The following is a 17,927-nucleotide window of genomic DNA, read 5'->3' on the forward strand; positions in this document are numbered from 1 at the left end:
TCATTATTTTTCAGATAAATTGATAATTGATTTTTCTTCATGATTTACTAAATCTTCGGCTATGAATTTTTCGATATAATAATTGCAACTTTTAGAAACCCAATCAAATTGTCCTTGTGGATTATTTTCTAAAAAAATATAGTTGTCTTTATTATCAAGTATTACATCAATTGAGCCAGTATTTATATTTTTATTAACACAAAATAACTTAATTTTTTCTTCGATATTAATTGGAAGCTTATATGGAACATATCGATTTGGATTTTCTTCATCATATTCTCTATAATCAATTTTAGTTTTTTTATTTTGTTGAGAGAAAATTGCCATCGGGAATATTTCATTTTTGTAAAAAAATACTCTTATTTCAAATTGTTTTTCAATATATTCCTGATAAATTCCTAAAGTATTGATTTGAGCGAGAGTTTTAATATCTTTTTGTTTTACAAAAAAAGTGTTCTTTCCAACAATTGAAGAATTTTGAAGTCTTATATTAAGAGGGTATTTGATGCATTTAGTAATAATTTTTTTATTACAATCATGGAAAAAAGCTAGAATATCACTTCGATTATTAGAAACAATTGTTTTTGGTATTTTCAACCCAACGCCTTTTGCAATATATAAATCTATGATTTTGTTATGTTGTTCTTCATCATTATATTCACCAACATAATTATGATTTTCTTTTTTGGCAATATATTCCAATGATTTAATAACAGGATTCTCTTCATTTTTAAGATAAACACGGAAAATACTGTTTTTATGATCGTTAGATAATGTGTTCAATCTTGCTCTCCTATGGAATGTATTTTTAAAAGGAAGATTTAAGTTATTATCATCTATAGATATGGTTAATGATGATTGATCTTCAACATTAAATCTTTTAAAGTTTTTTTTGAAAGATAATAAATACTCTATAACTTCATTACTGGAAACATCACCTGCTTCTGAAATAATATTAATCATTCTTTAATATTATTTATTATTATCTTAATGAAATCCTTATAATCAAGCTTATAATCTTCAGGTAAGGGTGAGCCGTAAACATAATAGTTGTAATAAAGAGGTGGGAGGTTAATCTCTTCTCTCAATTTATCAACATTTTTTATATCTTCAATTGGAACTGAATAATCCCACGTTGTTCCATATTTTTGTTTTCCATTATAAAGACTATCTATTGTATCTTCGAATTGAGCTAAAAATGACTTTTCAATATTTCCAATTTCTATTTGTTTTTGAATAAAAGGTTTAAAATAACTCCAAAAATAATCATCTTTATTGTAAGTTGTTCTATGATGCCATATTAATAGCCAAGAATTCTTTTGATAGCCATATTTTTTAGTTATTTCAATTAGTCGCAAAGCATTTAAGGAATCAGTTTTGTCCATAAGCTTGTCTCTAAAATTTATATAATCTTTATTACTTATTTCTTTTGGTTGATGATTTTCATCCAATTGATTAAAATCATCAGAATTATATCCGGAATAATATGCGTCTATCTCTCTAACGTATTGATCATAATGCTTTAGTTCCTCGACTTCTAAAAAGGCATCTAAATTCTTTTTATTACTATAGAATTTGCCATAAATAGAATTATAATTGTTAATTACTTTTTGAAAAGTTTCATTATTTTTAAATTCTTTTAATTTGTCGTATGTTTTTAAAAAAATTAAAGGTACTTTGTATTCTAATATTGATTTTTCTAAAAAACTACCTGCAAGTTTATCTTGGTTTAATTTGAAAGCCGAGTGAGCAGCATCTAGTAAATAATTTGGATTGTCAGTATAAGCTAATTTAAATGATTTTTCAAAATAATTTAAAGCTTCATTATATTTCTTTTCTTTAAGCATTACTTCACCTGCGTAGATATAATTATATGCTTTCGTTATTTTTGTTTGTCCAGATAATACTAAAAATAAACAAAGAAAAATTGGAATTAAATTGAATTTCATATTTAATTTGTGTTTAATATAAAGAAAGCTGTTTCATTTAAACTAATGAAACAGCTTATTACTTTTTAATGGCAAACAGTTGTTACTGTTGAAGTACCAGATTCATTTTCATTTCTAATACCATCTCCATTTTTATCATCGAAAGAATCAGTTTGAGTTGTAGTACATGTTTGGTTACCACAGGTTGTTGTAACCGTTCCTTTAGTATTAACTACTTTCCCTCCCAAAATTTGAGACATTGTGTTTTTCTTAAGAATTTTTTTCATGACCTAATTTGTTTATTTGTTAATTTGGACAAACTATTGTTACTGTTTCAGAATGGGTTTCTCCACAGTCTAGGTGACCATTACCATTGTTATCTTCATAAGAATCTGTGATTGTAGTTTGACAACCTGTAGTACTGTTGGTAACGGTTTTGCCTTGCGTTTTGATTGTTTTTCCACCAAATAATTTACTCATTTCAGATGGTTTCAAAATTTTTTGTTTTTTCACTTCGAATTTTTTGTTTTAATTTTGTGTCACTATTGACATTTCAAAAATAAAAACATAAATCAAACTATAAATAAAATTAATAATATTTAACTTTATTTAATTATTATGTTAATTAAGTTTTTTATGAATATTTTTCAATTAAAATTGCTTTTGTGTTAAAAATATTCCAATTAATTATTTGATTTGTGTTTTTATAATAATTATATATTTATTATTGTTTAATAAATTAAGATTTGGAAAATAAAAAAACATCCTTGAAAAGGATGTTTTTTTATTTATTATTTAAGAAAATTTTAAGATAAAATTCTCTTCACCGCTTCAATTACAGCCGTAGAATCAATTTTATATTTCTTCATCAATTCAGCTGGTGTAGCAGATTCTCCGAAAGTATCATTTACAGCAACAAACTCTTGTCTTGTAGGTCTTTTTCTTGCCAACATTCCGGCAACAGATTCACCTAAACCACCAAGATAATTGTGTTCTTCTGCAGTCACTATTTTTCCTGTTTTTTCAACAGATTTTAAGATGATTTCTTCATCCAAAGGTTTAATTGTGTGGATATTGATCACCTCACAAGAAATACCTTCTTTTTCAAGCTCATCTGCAGCTACAAGAGATTCCCAAACAAGGTGACCTGTTGCAACAATCGTTACATCAGTTCCTTCCTGAAGCAAAATTCCCTTTCCGATCTCGAAAGGCATATCTTCCGGAATGAAAACAGGAACTACAGGTCTTCCGAATCTAAGATAAACAGGACCTTCAAAATCAGCGATTGCTAACGTTGCAGCTTTGGTTTGATTATAGTCACAAGTATTGATAACTGTCATTCCCGGAAGCATTTTCATCATTCCGATATCTTCCAAAACCTGATGAGTTGCTCCGTCTTCTCCCAAAGTAAGACCTGCGTGAGAAGCACAGATTTTTACGTTTTTGTTTGAATAAGCAACAGACTGACGGATTTGGTCATACACTCTTGAAGTAGAAAAGTTGGCGAAAGTTCCCGTAAAAGGAATTTTTCCTGTGATGCTAAGACCTGCAGCAAGACCGATCATATTCGCTTCTGCGATACCAACTTGGAAAAATCTTTCAGGAGCCTTTTCAATGAATTTCTCCATTTTCAAAGAACCGATAAGGTCTGCACAAAGTGCTACAACATTAGGATTTTTATCAGCCAATTCAGCTAATCCGGCTCCGAATCCTGAACGTGTATCTTTTTTTTCTGTATATGTAAATTTCATTTTACTAAAGTTTTAATAATTGATAAATGACAGGTTGATTAATGATATTGTAAAGACTTGTAATCATCATTTATCGTTAATAATTTATCATTTATAATTAATAATCAGCGGGAGCTTCCAAATATAATTGCTTGATTGCAGTTTCCAATTGCTCGTCATTAGGAGCTTTTCCGTGCCAAGCGTGGCTTCCCATCATGTAATCTACACCATAACCCATTTCTGTATGAAGAAGAATTACTACAGGTTTTCCTTTTCCTGTCTCAGTTTTTGCTCTTTCAAGAATCGCGATTACCGCTTCAAGATCGTTACCGTTTTTCTCTTCCAAAACGATCCATCCGAAAGCCTCGAATTTTGCATGAAGATTTCCTAAAGTTAATACCTGATCTGTATCACCGTCAATTTGACGACCGTTATAATCGATTGTAGAAATGATATTATCAACTTTTTTACCTGCTGCATACATAATAGCTTCCCAATTCTGACCTTCCTGCAATTCTCCATCTCCATGTAAAGAATAAACTAAAGAGCTGTCTCCATCTAATTTTTTACCTTGAGCCGCACCTAAAGCAACAGAAAGTCCCTGTCCAAGAGAACCTGAAGCAACTCTGATTCCCGGGAGACCTTCGTGAGTTGTCGGATGACCCTGCAATCTTGAATTTAATTTTCTGAAAGTGCTTAATTCTTCCACAGGGAAAAAGCCAAATCTTGCCAAAGTAGAATAGAATACCGGAGAAATGTGTCCGTTTGAAAGATAGAAATGATCTTCATTTTTACCCTCCATAGTGAAAGGAAGTTTGTAGTTCATTACCTTTCCGTAAAGTGCTGTGAAGAATTCAGTACAACCTAAACTTCCACCTGGGTGACCAGAATTTACAGCATGAACCATTCTTAAAATGTCTCTTCTGATTTGCGTAGTAAGAGATTTTAGCTCTTCGATACTTTTACTCATTATTTAAAGATTTATTTACGCGAATTTACGATTTTTTACTGGCTTACGGAAATGCAAAAATCCGGATTTTTTGTCCGGATTTTATATTATTTAGAAAATAAATTATTGCTTAAACTAATTTCAAATACGATTTATGTCTTACCAACCACAATCCAATAAAAGTAAGCAATCCGTTTAAAACAATTAACTCGACACCAATTCTGTAATCTGTGTAAGTTGTTACCAGATAATTGATTAAATACGTTACAATTGGAGCTAAAATAGTCACAGTAAGGATCGAATATTTTTTTGAGATTTGAAATTTTGTAAAAATTCCGAAAGCAAAAAGTCCTAAAAGAGGTCCGTAAGTATAACCTGCAATTTCCATGATCAGGTAAACTATTGATTTGTCATTCAATGCTTTAAAAATCATTATTAAAATAAAGAAAATGATCGTAAAAGTTAAATGAACTTTCATACGAAGATATTTTTTCTCTTTTTCTGTTTTATTTTTATCCTCATTAAGGTTTAACAAATCAACACAATACGAACTTGTAACAGCCGTTAAAGCGCCATCCGCAGAAGGAAATAATGCCGAAATTAATCCAATAATAAAAATAACGGAAATGATCATCGGAAAATGTCCCTGAAGTGATAAAGCCGGGAATAAATCGTCTCCCATGATGTTTTTAATCTCGCCTGCAGAATCTTTAAATCCGAAAATATTGGTAATAGTTTCTCCATTTATCTGTCCGTATGAAGCACCGTTTTGTATTGCAAAAAGATAAAGAAGTCCTCCTAAAAATAAGAATGCAAGATTCACAAAAAGTAGTGTTCCTGCAAAAGTTAACATATTTTTCTTGGAATTTTTAAGATTATCAACAGAGATATTTTTCTGCATCATTTCCTGATCAAGACCTGTCATTGCGATCGTAATGAAGATTCCTCCTAAAATTGTTTTAAGGAAAAACGTCTTGGAATTAGGATCAAAATTAATAAAGTGTGTATAATTTTTCTGTTCTAAGATCGTATAAGCTTCTCCAAAGGATAAATTTAAATTGGATAAAATATAAACAATACATGCAACCAAACTGATGATCATAAATGAAGTCTGCAAAGTATCTGTAATTACAATGGTTTTCACACCACCTTCAAAAGTGTATAAAAGTACCATTAATAAAAGTACCAAAGCGGTCAGCCAAAACGGAACACCCAAACCTTCCAGCAAAAAGATCTGTAAAACATTCACTACCAAATACAATCTTGCCGTTGCACCAATTGCCCTTGAAATGATAAAAAATATTGATCCAATTTTATGTGCTTCAACATTGAATCTTCTCCCTAAATACGTATAAATCGAGGTAAGATTCATTTTATAATACAACGGAAGCAAGATCGCAGCAACAATAAAATAACCGATAAAGAAACCGATCACCATCATATAATATTCAAAACCTCCGTAGATGTATTCACTTCCCGTCATTTTTCCGACAGTTCCGGGAACGGAAATGAAAGTCACTCCGCTTAAACTCGTACCAATCATTCCAAAAGCTACAAGCCACCATTTACTTTTTTTATTACCGATAAAAAAAGACTGGTTATCAGAGTTTCGGCTGGTAAAATAAGAAATTACCAAAAGTCCAACGAAATAGATAAAAACAAATAGCAGAAGTGTTGTTCCGGAATTCATGCTTTAATTTAAATTTTAGCAAATATAGTTTTTTTATGGTCTGATAAAAAAAGAAAAAACCTTCCGGATTGATGTTCCGAAAGGTTATGTTTTAAAGGATGAGATTAAATTTAAACTTTATCAATCTCAATCTTAGCATTATCCTGAAAATTAAGCCTGAGTCTGGTTTACCAAAACATCCTGAAGCTCTTCATGTTTCTGGAAAGTAGCTTTTGCAAAAGGACAAAGCGGAATAATGGTTTTTCCGTTTTTTCTTGCAAAGTCTACAGCAGCCAAAAGCATTTCTTTACCGACGCCTTGTCCGTTGTATGCTTCATCAACTTCAGTATGATCTATGATGAATCTTTCTTCTCCAGCCCATGTGTAAGTCATTAAACCTGCGCTGTTTCCTTCTATGAATGCTTCAAAATTTCCGTGTTTTTCGTCGTTGTTTTGTTTTACTTCAATCATATTATGAAAATTTGGTTAGTATTTCGATATCGTTTGTTAGTATTTTATGAACAGGACACGCATTGGCAATGGTGTGAAGCCTTTTCATCTGTTCATCATCAAGATTTGTGCCTTCAAAGCTGATATTGGTAATGAAGATGGTTCTTTTTGTTAAAGGAAAGTTTTCCAGTTCTACTTCTACGTTTATTTTTTCAACATTCCATTCTTTTCTGTCGATATACATTCTTAATGTCGCAGCGGTACAGCTTGCCAAAGAAGTTGCTAGAATTTCAAAAGGATTGAAACCTTTATTCTGTCCGCCTTTATCTACAGGTTCATCCGTTATCAGAGTATTTTCTCCGGCGACAACTTCTGTGTAATATTTTTCTGTGCCTAAGCTTGCTTTTACGGTAATCGCCATTATTTTTTTGTATTGAATTTATAACTTAATGCTCCTGAAGGACATAAGTCGATTTGATTTTTGAGCTCCGTTGGTGTTGCATTTTCTACTTTTATCCAAGGTCTTTCTTTAGGATTATAAACTTTTGGGAGCGTTTTTACACAAACAGCAGAGTGAATGCACTTCTGCGGCTGCCAAATAACGGTGATCTCTCCGTTAACATATTCATGTGTTTCCATATCAGTTTTTGTTTAATGATTTTTCAATTCTTCTGTCCGGAATCAGCCACAACAATGCTGCGATGTAATATAAAGCTACTGCAATATAAGGATAAATAAACGAAGTGATAATTCCCGAAACATACAAAACAATCGAAGCATATTCTTTGAATCTAGATTGGATGGCTTCTTTAAGTTGCGAGTTTTCACGTTCATCTTTCGTAATTGCATTTTCCAGAATTGTATAGGCAATGGCACACATTACCAATCCGGCTCCGTAAGTTGCGACGGGATTTTCTGCAAAATGAGTTTCTCCGATCCAGTCTGTTGCAAAAGGCATTAATGAAAGCCAAAACAGCAAATGAAGATTTGCCCAAAGAACACTTCCGTTGATTTTCTTTACAGCCTGAAACAAATGATGATGGTTGTTCCAGTAAATTCCTACATATAAAAAACTAAAAATATAAGCTAAAAATTTTGGAATAAGAGGTTTGAGACTCTGCCAATTGCTTCCTTCAGGAACTTTTAACTCAAGAACCATGATGGTAATAATAATTGCAAGAACACCATCACTGAAAGCTTCTAATCTTCCCTTGCTCATTAGTTTTTAACCTGATTTTTGAAGTTTTCGATTTTATCTTTCAGATCTTTCAACATTTCAGGATTAATGACACCTGTTTCCAGATCAAAATTTTCGTAAAATTTCGGTAAAGAAAAAGTATCTTTAATATCCGCTCCAAAATTCGGAAAGAATGTTTTTGCCGTATTCATCACATTTCCGCCGCCATAACCTCCCGGAGAAGTCGACATTAAAAGCATCGGTTTGTTCTGAAAAACTTTTACATTAATTCTTGAAGCCCAGTCAAAAACGTTTTTAAAAGCCGAACTGTAAGATCTGTTATGCTCTGCAAGCGAACAAATAATCACATCGGATTCTTCGATTACTTTTAAGAAATTGTGAGCTTCATCAGGAAAACCTTTCTTTTCACGGTCAACGGAAAAAACAGGCATATCGAAATCATTTAAATCAATTAAATTAATTTCCTCATTCTGAAAATCTTTCAAAACAAATTTTACCAGTTCTCTGTTGATCGAAGTGGAAGATGTACTTCCTGCAAATGCTAATATTTTCATCATTTATTTTTTTAAATTTTTAAGGTTTTCTGTTTAAAATGGCTTTCGGAAGCGGAACATATTCTTCTTCATCTCCTGGAACCAAAGGAAAAGCGTCGTGATTCTGGTCGTTCCAGTTTACTTTTGCTTCGTCGATCAATTCTTTGTCTGAATTTACAAAATTCCAGAATATAAAACGTTCCTCGTCAAAAGGTTCGCCGCCGAAAAGATAGACTGTTCCGTTTTCGCTCATGTCGAACTCGCAAAGTTTTGTTTCTTTGGCAATCATTAATTGTTTTGAGCCGTAAGAATTTCCGTCTGTGGTAACTGTTCCGTCTAAAACATACATCGCAGCTTCTCCATAAAGATCTTTTCCGATGCTGATTTTTTTCGCGTCTTTGGTTTTAATTTCAATAAAAAATAATTTGCTGTGAACCGGAACCGGAGATTTTCTTCCGAATGCTTCTCCTGCAATTAATTTATATTGAATTCCATCTTCTTCCCAAACCGGAATTTCGTCAGCTTCTATATGATGAAAAGTTGGTTCAGATTGTTCCAAATGTTTCGGAAGTCCCACCCAAATCTGAAAACCATGAAGTTTTTTGTCTGTATGTCTCAAATATTCAGGAGTTCTCTCGGAATGGACGACACCTTTTCCTGCAGTCATCCAATTTACAGCTCCAGGTTTGATTTCTAATGCGCTTCCAATGCTGTCTCTGTGGAAAATTGAGCCTTCCAAAAGATAGGTTAAAGTCGAAAGTCCGATATGCGGATGTGGCGGAACATCAAGATTTTGATAATCTTTTAGTTCTGAAGGTCCCATATGATCGATAAATACGAAAGGTCCGACTGCTCTTTTTTCACGGAAAGGCAATAATCTTCCCACCAAAAAGTTTCCTATATCTGCTGATTTTTCTTCTATGATAAGTCCGATGTTTGACATGATATGTAAAGTGATTTTTTAAATAATATTTAAGCTAATGTAATCAATTTTTCTAATGTTTATGGTGCTTTAATGAAAATTAAAGCTGGTCATATCCATGAAATCTTTCGTCCACGACTCGCTTCCATTCCGGATTTTTTTTGATGAATGCTGCAACGTACGGACAAAAGGGAAGTGCTTTTTTTTGTGTTCTTCAATATAACTCAATGTTTTCTCAACAACTGCGGCTGCAGCGCCTGTTCCGGCAATCAACAAATCAGATTCGGTGTGATTCAAAGCGATCTGGCTTCCCATTTGACGGTAATCTATAAAAGCAGAACTTCCATTGAATTCTATTTCAAATCTACTTCCTGTATCTATTAAAGGGATATTTTCAAATTCTGGTTTCATGGTTTTGGGATTTTTATCTTTCCACTTAGTTTGTCATTCCGTAGGAATCTAAGCTATAATAATTAAAAATTAATCTCTAATAATAAGTATAGATTCCTACGGAATGACAAAGATGGTGTTGAATTTTGATGTTTTATGAGTTAAACATAATCACATAAAATTAAGAAAAAGAATAGCTCAATAATGATTTTTAATTAAAATTAATCCGCTAAGTAACCGAATCTGCCCAAATTATAATCTTCAAAAGCCTGCATAATTTCTTCTCTGGAATTCATTACGAAAGGTCCATGAGGATAAATCGGTTCATTTAAAGGCATTCCGCTGATAATTAAGACAATTGAATCTTCTGTTGCTTCAATCGTGAAAGTTTCTCCTTCATTTTTAAACAAAACCATATTATTAATCGGTGCTTTTTCTTCTCCGTTTACAATAATATTTCCTTCAATAACCAAAGCTGTCGTATTGAAATTTTCAGGAAAATTAAAATCTGCTTTTCCGCCTTTTTTCAATTTTGCATTCATCATGTGAATCGGACTGAAAGTAAAAGCTGGACCTTTCTGATCCTGATAATCTCCTGCAATGATTTCAATAAAACCATTTTCACCGAGATCAACTTTCGTCATATCCGAATTTTTGATTGACTGATATTTTGGACAGCTCATTTTGTACACTGACGGAAGATTTACCCAAAGCTGAACCATCTGGAAAATTCCGCCTTCTTTTGCCCATTCTTTTTCGTGATATTCTTTGTGAAGAACACCTTTTGCAGCTGTCATCCACTGAACGTCTCCTTCTCCGATAATTCCACCGCCTCCTGCGCTGTCGTGATGCTGAACTTTACCTTGGTAAGCTATCGTCACCGTCTCAAAACCTCTGTGCGGATGAACTCCGACACCTCTCGGCTGATCTGTTCCGTTGAAATGAAATTTTGAATTATAATCAAGCATAATAAACGGATCCATTCTCTTCATATCCATTCCCTGAACGCCGGGAATGAAATTATGAACCCGAAATCCGTCACCTACAAAATGTGCAGGTTTCGGAGGTATTATATTTTGTATTTTTTTTGTTGCCATAATATTGTTGGTATTATGAAACAAATTTACTTTAACTAAAAATCCGGTGCATTGATCTGTGGTAATAAGAGCGTGGTTTGTTAATTAATCGTTTTTAGGTTTTCTTAGTTTGTTGAAGTTGGAATCCCCCTTCTTTGGAGGGTTGGCGAAAATTCTTTGGAATTTTTGACGGGGTGGTTTATAATAACAAACCCGAAACGCTTTTATAAAGTAAATAACGGTTTATCTTATACAGTCGCAATTTCCTAGCCCCGATTGCAACGGCATCCTTTTTCTGAAATGGCTTCTTAGAAAAGCGTTGGCGAAAAAGATATAGTGGAAAGCGGGAAATAGCTCCTTATTGGATTTGAGAATTAAAGGGGTTTGAAGTTTTTGAGTTATATTGTTGAGGATAATAGGTTCTTCCTTCGTCAGAATGACAAACTTTGAAAATAAGCGGAATTTATAATTATTTATTCTTCTTTTGATTTCATGTTTTTTCCGTCTGAAATGTGAAGTCTACGGAAAACAAAACCGGAAATGATGGTAAGAATTCCGATCGTTAAAAATGTAAGTCTGAAAGCGTTGTGAGTTTCATGTTTGATGAGTTCGGGACTATTTTCAAAAATTTTTAGAACAATTAATCCAAAGGCAATTCCGAACCCAATAGCAAGTTGTTGATTGACGGATAACAGTGAATTTCCGCTGCTGGTCTGGAAATTTCTGAGGTCTGCAATGGAAATCGTGTTCATAGAAGTGAATTGGATAGAGTTGAAAAATCCCAAAACTGAAATAATCGGAACAAACCAATATAAAGATGAATGAACATTGGGAATAGCTAAAAGACAGATCATAGTTCCGATAATAAATGTATTGAGCATCAAGGTCTGTCTATATCCGAATTTATCTAAAATTTTAATGACATAAGATTTTCCGAACATCGCTGTCAATGCCATTGGAGCGATAATCCAGCCTGAAGTTACGGCTGACTGTTTGTATGCAATTTGAATCATTAAAGGTAATAATAGCGGAACAGAGCTGATTCCCAATCTCGTTGCAAGATTTCCCACAATTCCAACCCTGAAAGTTCTGACCTGAAATAAATTCAACGGGAAAATGGGACTGTCGTCTCTTTTTGCATGTCTGTAATAATAATACATGAAAAGAAATCCTAAAATAAAAACAACCAAAACAGGCGTTGTATTCTGTAAATCTCCAAAAAGTTCGAGTGAAATAGAAAGTAGGAGAGAGGCTGCTGCAAAAATTAGGAAGCCTTTTAGATCGAAGTCTACGTTTTCGGTTTTATAGTTAGGCATATATTTTAGCCCTAAAACAATTCCTAAAACCCCAATCGGAATATTTATTAAAAAAATCCAGTGCCACGAAAGGTAATCTACCATATAACCTCCAACCAAAGGTCCTAAAACGGGACCAATCAATGCTGGAATAATGGCGAAGTTCATGGCTTTTAATAATTCGTTTTTATCGAAAGTTTTAATTAAAGCTAATTTTCCGACCGGTGTCATCAAACTTCCTCCAACTCCCTGAATAACGCGGGAGATTACAAGATGAGTAAGATTCTGTGACATAGCACAAAACAATGATCCCAAACTGAAAAGAACCAAAGAAAAAATAAAAACTTTTTTTGTTCCGAACCGATCTGCCAAAAATCCGCTTGCAGGCATAAATACAGCCAAAGTTAAAACATAACTGATAATTGCATTCTGCATATTAAGCGGAGATTCCTGTAAATCTTTTGCTATTGAAGGCAAAGATGTGTTTAAGATTGTGGAATCGAGCATCTGCATGAAAATTGCTGTAGCAAGAATCAATGGTAAAATTTTCTTGATCGAATCGTTGGGTTGCGAAATTACTTCTGACATTTGGTTGTTACTGAAAATTAAACTTTCCAGATTTATTTAGTTCAAGGAATAGGGATGCTGTTTTGAAAGCAACATCTATTCCTTAGATGACGAATACTGTAAAAAATTAAAAAGTCCTGCGAAATTTCACAGGACTTTTTTTGATTTATTTTCTAGGTTTTTCTACTCCTTTCCATTCATCACCAGCTTTTCTGTACTGGCTCAATTCGAAAGTTTTGAAATCTTTTGTTTTGTATTCAATGTTATCAGTGTTTTGTTCAAACGGCATGATGTAATAATAATCTGCATCTGTTCTGTCCGTTTTTGTACCTTTTTTCACTGAAGGAACATATTTTGAGAATTTGTAGCTTGGAAGATATTGCTTTACTCTTGCATAGAAAGCTTTGTTTTCTTTCTCTTCAGGAATAATATCTACGATATTGAAATCGTCTTTTTCTTTATTGATCCAAAGATAATATGTTTTATCTTCTCCCGTATTTCTGTTGTTCGAGTTGAATGCATATAATTCTTTAGGAACCAGTTCCTTGATTTTTTCAGCATCTACCTTTGTATAGTATTGTCCTTTTGACGGATCTACATACGTCTCAAGGTTGTACATTAAAACAGAATTGTTATCCAGATTTTTGTTTTTAAAATACTGGTTCAAAGATAATTCTGCAGTTGTTCTCAGCTCTTTTCCTCTTGCATCAAGCTTTTTGGTCGGATTCTGAGGGTTTACTTTTTTTACAAATTCGTATAAAACTTTTGGTTTTACATCTTTCAGGTGAGGATAAGTTTTCAATTGCTCGGCTTTTGCCAACCAATAGTATTGCTGGTAAAAGTCGTCTTTATCGCCATCTTTCACACTTTTATACACCATTGCCAGTTTTTTGGAGCTAAGATATTTACCATATTTTCCTTGTCCAAAAGCAAAAGTCATGGATAATAAAGCAAATAAGATAGTAATGTTTCTTCTCATTTTTTTATAATTGATATTTTCGTTTTCCAAATATAATTATTTATTAGATATTATTTTTGATTAACAGTTAAAATCTGACAATATTATTAACGTTAATTCAAAAGAAAATCCTGTATTGCTACAGGATTGATAAATTTTTATCTTGAGTAGTAGGTTTTAGGACTTAAGATTTAGTTTTTTAGAGCTAATAATTTCATATTTCTGAAACATGAAAAGAGTTATTTCCTCACATCCTGATTTCCTACAACACCACTCGAATTTTATTCTCCGTAAGAGGTTTCATGTACTTTCACCGCTCTTCCGCTTGGGTCGTTCATATTTTTGAAAGCTTCATCCCATTCCAAAGCAATTGGTGTAGAACAAGCAACGGAAGGAACGGACGGAACTGTTGCCGCCGCAGTTTCACTTGGAAAAATTTTATTCTCCGTAAGAGGTTTCATGTACTTTCACCGCTCTTCCGCTTGGGTCGTTCATATTTTTGAAAGCTTCATCCCATTCCAAAGCAATTGGTGTAGAACAAGCAACGGAAGGAACGGACGGAACTGTTGCCGCCGCAGTTTCACTTGGAAAATGTTCTTCAAAGATTGTTCTGTAACGATATTCTTCCTTGTTTTGAGGAGTATTTAATGGAAATCTGAATTTTGCATTTGCCATCATTTCATCGGTCACTTCTTTTTCGGCAACTTCTTTTAAAGTATCGATCCAAGAATATCCGACACCGTCTGAGAATTGTTCTTTTTGTCTCCAAACGATAGATTCCGGAAGAATATCTTCAAAAGCTTTTCTTAAAACCCACTTTTCGATTTTTCTTTCATTTGCTTGTACCATTTTGTCTTTTGGATTAATGGTCATCGCAACGTCCATAAATTCTTTATCTAAGAAAGGAACACGACCTTCAATTCCCCAACTCATCAAAGCTTTATTGGCTCTCAAACAGTCATAAAGGTGAAGTTTTCCTAATTTTCTTACCGTTTCATCATGGAATTCTTTTGCGTTCGGAGCTTTATGAAAGTATAAATATCCACCAAATAATTCATCAGAACCTTCTCCGGAAAGCACCATTTTTATTCCCATCGATTTAATAACTCTCGCCAAAAGATACATCGGAGTGGAAGCTCTTATCGTTGTTACATCATAAGTTTCCAAATGATAAATAACATCACGAACTGCATCCAGACCTTCCTGAACCGTAAAATTAACTTCATGGTGAACCGAACCAATATGTTCTGCCGCTTTTTGTGCCGCTGCCAAATCCGGCGAACCGACTAATCCAACCGCAAAACTGTGTAATCTAGGATACCAAGCTTCCTGAGTGTCTCCACTTTCAATTCTTTGTCTTGCATATTTTGCAGTAATCGCAGAAATCACAGAAGAATCCAACCCTCCGGAAAGTAAAACTCCATAAGGAACGTCGCTCATCAATTGTCTGTGAACAGCATCTTCAAGTCCTTTTCTTATCTTGTCGATATCAGTTTCGTTGTCTTTTACATTATCAAAACTTTCCCAGTCTCTTTTGTACCATTGCTGAAGCTGGCTTCCATCTTTACTGTACACAAAATGTCCTGGTAAAAATGTTTCAATTGTTTTACAAACACCTTCCAATGCTTTTAATTCTGAAGCTACATAATAGTTTCCATTTTTGTCCCAACCGTGATACAGCGGGCAAATTCCCATGTGATCACGGGCAATCAGGTAAATGTCATTTTCCGTATCATATAAAGAGAAAGCGAAAATTCCGTTCAGCTTTTCAACAAAATCTTTTCCGTATTTTCTATAAAGTGCTAAAATAACTTCGCAATCAGACTGAGTCTGAAATTCGTAATCAGGAAATTCTTCTTTTAATTCTCTATGGTTATAAATTTCTCCATTTACAGCTAAAACTACTTTTCCGTCTTTTGTAAATAAAGGCTGTTTTCCCGAAGTAGGATCTACGATTGCCAATCTTTCGTGAGAGAAAACTACTTTGTCGTTCTGAAATACTCCGCTCCAATCCGGACCTCTGTGACGGATTTTTTTTGACATTTCCAGAACTTGGGGTCTTAATACTTCGGTTTTTTGTTTGGCATCAAACAAACATACAATTCCACACATTTTTTTGTCATTTAATTTGAAACAAAAATAAAGGTGTAGTTTAAAATTAACAACAAAAATTTTAATTAAGTTTATATTTTTAATTAAATTAACTCATAAAGAGAAAAATTTTAATTATTTTTAATGAAAAATGTGATTATGGTTAATTTTTTTCGCTGTGCAATCGAAATCTTTAACTGTATACGAAATTATTATGAGATATTTCTTAATCTATGATAATTTATTTAATGAATTTTCGCCCTTACTTTGTGGCTCGAAATAATTTTTTTTCATCATTTGTGTTTTTACCTTCTTGCAATTCAATTTGCGAGAAGGTTTTTTTTTATTCGGATCCTAAGAGAATTCCAGAGACATTCCAAGAACTGAAACTTGTTCCTTCCGTTGGACCTTGCGGAATCTTTACCTGAATGGTATGTTTCCCTGCTTTTAAATCTCCAAGCGGAATAAAATTAGGATTGGTAACCGTTCCGGGACACCAGTTTGATCTGCTTAGATCCGATGATGATAATCCGTCCGGAAAATTTCCTGATGCAGGATTGTAAAGACGGTAAGAACCGCAGTCTGACCTCCACGGTGTAAAAGAAAAGGTCATTTTGCCATCTAAGAAAATAGAATTGGTTTTTGGAATGAACTCGTCGCCGTTTTCCCAGCCGCCATGACCTGTTGTAGTATATTTTAACTGAGCATTTTTCAGATCCTTTTTTAAGATAAATTCTACAAATAATCCTTTATCATTATTGAACATGGTAGAATAATCCTGTCCCGCCATTTCCATAATATTTAAAGTGTTAAATAAAGGAATCACGGTATTATTTTTATAGATTGTCTGATCACTTTTGTGAATCGTGATTTCCAGACTTACTTTGTGACCGCCTTTGTCGTAATTTCCGATGAATGTCCCGATCCATAATTCCTTTTCAGAAAGAGAAGGTTTTAAATCGGTAATATCCTCCCGATATGGACTGATTGTTTGCCAGTTTTTATCTTTTAATTGAATATGATTGAATTTATTGATTCCGAAAGCTGTGAAAAATCTCATCATTTCAACCGAAGGATTATAATTTTCGGTTGCATTTATTCCGTAATATTGTTTTCCGTTGCCGTTTTCATAGATAGGAAGCGTTTTTACGCCTTTTTCCAGTCCGTCGAAGAAAGACTGAGATTTGTCTTGCGGAACGAAGAAAACGGTTCCTGTTCTATCGTAAGCGTCGCCGTTCGATTGTTGTTTTAATTCAACGAAAATATTTTCACCTTCTGAAATTTTCGGGAACTTAATTTTTTTCAGGATAATTGTTCCATTCGCGAATCTTTTTATGTTTTCGTCAGATTTTGATTCATCAGAAAAATTGATTGTTTCATTATCAAAAACTTTCAAGGTTGTGAATCGGCTTTTCCAAAGAAGATCTCTGTAGCCTAATTGGTCTGTAGAATTGATCGAACCTTTAAGAATATTGTCGATATCAGTTTTCTTAACTTTTTTAATGGAATTTGCTGTAATTACAGAATTTTTATTTCTTTCGATTTCTAAAACAAAACCAAGATTTTGTCCGATTGTTGAAGGCCCTCCCTGTATTTTCAAATCGGAGGTGTACCAAACTTCAATCGTATTTGAATTGATTTTTGTAACCGCTTTCTTACAGCTATATCCTAAAATTTTCTTAGTTTCATTCGTTAATTCAAAAGTTTGCTTTCCTATGGATTCTGAATCCGAAGTCGAAATAATTTCGCTTGGCTTTAAGAATGCGTAAGAAATTACCGTATTTGATGGCTTTTCAATTTTCGTTATCTCGAAAGGGAGATCTGCTTTTTGTTCTCTGATTTTATTATTCAGGATAAAATTTTCCTTTTCGTTTGCCCAAACCAGAGTAGGAGATTGCTCCGTCTGAATTTTTCCGTTGTACGAACTGATATACTGAACTTCGTAAGTCTGCCCGAAAGACAAACAGAATAAAAATGTAAAGAAGCTTAATAAAATTCTTTGATGCATAATTGAGAATGGTTTTTCACAAAGATAATTTTAGTTAACATAATATCAACTTTGTGAGTTTTTACATTAGTTTTTAGAGATAGGTATTAAAGATTGTGTAAAAGTTACACTTATGTGATTTTTTGTGATAAATATTTGATTCAATGGAAATTATTTAATAAAA

Annotated in this window: 19 protein-coding genes and 1 pseudogene; all 20 read right to left on the minus strand. The window is 33.2% G+C overall.

Annotation, left to right across the window (positions count from 1 at the left end):
• Positions 1-3: 3 nt before the first annotated feature.
• The 20 genes and pseudogenes from ABD940_RS14695 to ABD940_RS14790 all read right to left on the minus strand — a co-directional run bounded on the left by ABD940_RS14695 (position 4) and on the right by ABD940_RS14790 (position 17,764).
• Complete coding sequence (locus tag ABD940_RS14695) at positions 4-963, minus strand: ATP-grasp domain-containing protein (protein ID WP_345205405.1); 960 nt, start codon at positions 961-963, stop codon at positions 4-6.
• Complete coding sequence (locus ABD940_RS14700) at positions 960-1,949, minus strand: hypothetical protein (RefSeq protein WP_345205407.1); 990 nt, start codon at positions 1,947-1,949, stop codon at positions 960-962. Before ABD940_RS14700 ends, ABD940_RS14695 begins: the two co-directional genes overlap by 4 nt.
• 65 nt (positions 1,950-2,014) lie before the next feature.
• A complete protein-coding gene (locus ABD940_RS14705; protein ID WP_345205409.1) occupies positions 2,015-2,188 on the minus strand; it encodes a hypothetical protein in 174 nt (57 codons plus the stop codon).
• A 46-nt stretch (positions 2,189-2,234) separates the two neighbouring features.
• A complete protein-coding gene (locus ABD940_RS14710; protein ID WP_345205411.1) occupies positions 2,235-2,408 on the minus strand; it encodes a hypothetical protein in 174 nt (57 codons plus the stop codon).
• Positions 2,409-2,734: 326 nt separating this feature from the next.
• Positions 2,735-3,679 (minus strand): transketolase family protein, encoded by a 945-nt coding sequence (locus ABD940_RS14715; protein WP_345205413.1) that lies wholly within the window; start codon positions 3,677-3,679, stop codon positions 2,735-2,737.
• A 97-nt stretch (positions 3,680-3,776) separates the two neighbouring features.
• Complete coding sequence (locus tag ABD940_RS14720; RefSeq protein WP_345205415.1) at positions 3,777-4,628, minus strand: transketolase; 852 nt, start codon at positions 4,626-4,628, stop codon at positions 3,777-3,779.
• Between the two features lie 109 nt (positions 4,629-4,737).
• Complete coding sequence (locus ABD940_RS14725) at positions 4,738-6,297, minus strand: sodium:solute symporter (protein WP_345205417.1); 1,560 nt, start codon at positions 6,295-6,297, stop codon at positions 4,738-4,740.
• Between the two features lie 150 nt (positions 6,298-6,447).
• A complete protein-coding gene (locus ABD940_RS14730; protein ID WP_345205420.1) occupies positions 6,448-6,747 on the minus strand; it encodes a GNAT family N-acetyltransferase in 300 nt (99 codons plus the stop codon).
• Position 6,748: 1 nt separating this feature from the next.
• Positions 6,749-7,147, minus strand: coding sequence for an OsmC family protein (locus ABD940_RS14735; protein ID WP_345205422.1), 399 nt, complete (start codon positions 7,145-7,147; stop codon positions 6,749-6,751).
• On the minus strand, positions 7,147-7,365 hold the full coding sequence (locus ABD940_RS14740; protein ID WP_345205424.1) for a (4Fe-4S)-binding protein: 219 nt from the start codon (positions 7,363-7,365) through the stop codon (positions 7,147-7,149). The genes ABD940_RS14735 and ABD940_RS14740 overlap by 1 nt, the downstream gene beginning before the upstream one ends.
• A gap of 1 nt (position 7,366) precedes the next feature.
• Entirely contained in the window at positions 7,367-7,945 is a 579-nt protein-coding gene (locus tag ABD940_RS14745) for a TMEM175 family protein (protein ID WP_345205427.1), read from the minus strand.
• Entirely contained in the window at positions 7,945-8,478 is a 534-nt protein-coding gene (locus tag ABD940_RS14750; protein WP_345205661.1) for an NADPH-dependent FMN reductase, read from the minus strand. Before ABD940_RS14750 ends, ABD940_RS14745 begins: the two co-directional genes overlap by 1 nt.
• 19 nt (positions 8,479-8,497) lie before the next feature.
• Positions 8,498-9,400: a pirin family protein gene (locus tag ABD940_RS14755; RefSeq protein ID WP_345205429.1), complete on the minus strand. Its 903-nt coding sequence runs from the start codon at positions 9,398-9,400 to the stop codon at positions 8,498-8,500.
• 79 nt (positions 9,401-9,479) lie between these two features.
• Positions 9,480-9,790, minus strand: a pseudogene (locus tag ABD940_RS14760) (GNAT family N-acetyltransferase).
• Between the two features lie 200 nt (positions 9,791-9,990).
• Positions 9,991-10,866 carry a pirin family protein gene (locus tag ABD940_RS14765; protein ID WP_345205432.1) on the minus strand — a complete coding sequence of 292 codons (876 nt, stop codon included), beginning with the start codon at positions 10,864-10,866 and terminating at the stop codon, positions 9,991-9,993.
• Positions 10,867-11,318: 452 nt separating this feature from the next.
• Positions 11,319-12,728, minus strand: coding sequence for an MFS transporter (locus ABD940_RS14770; protein ID WP_345205435.1), 1,410 nt, complete (start codon positions 12,726-12,728; stop codon positions 11,319-11,321).
• 145 nt (positions 12,729-12,873) lie between these two features.
• On the minus strand, positions 12,874-13,686 hold the full coding sequence (locus tag ABD940_RS14775) for a hypothetical protein (RefSeq protein ID WP_345205438.1): 813 nt from the start codon (positions 13,684-13,686) through the stop codon (positions 12,874-12,876).
• Between the two features lie 260 nt (positions 13,687-13,946).
• Positions 13,947-14,126, minus strand: coding sequence for a hypothetical protein (locus ABD940_RS14780; protein ID WP_345205441.1), 180 nt, complete (start codon positions 14,124-14,126; stop codon positions 13,947-13,949).
• The gene (asnB, locus tag ABD940_RS14785; protein WP_345205444.1) at positions 14,104-15,777 is read right to left on the minus strand and encodes an asparagine synthase B; all 1,674 of its coding nucleotides are present in this window, start codon (positions 15,775-15,777) and stop codon (positions 14,104-14,106) included. Before asnB ends, ABD940_RS14780 begins: the two co-directional genes overlap by 23 nt.
• Positions 15,778-16,099: 322 nt before the next feature.
• Positions 16,100-17,764: a GLPGLI family protein gene (locus ABD940_RS14790; protein ID WP_345205447.1), complete on the minus strand. Its 1,665-nt coding sequence runs from the start codon at positions 17,762-17,764 to the stop codon at positions 16,100-16,102.
• Positions 17,765-17,927: the final 163 nt, after the last annotated feature.

The organism is Chryseobacterium ginsengisoli, from assembly GCF_039542325.1.
Taxonomy (GTDB): domain Bacteria; phylum Bacteroidota; class Bacteroidia; order Flavobacteriales; family Weeksellaceae; genus Chryseobacterium; species Chryseobacterium ginsengisoli.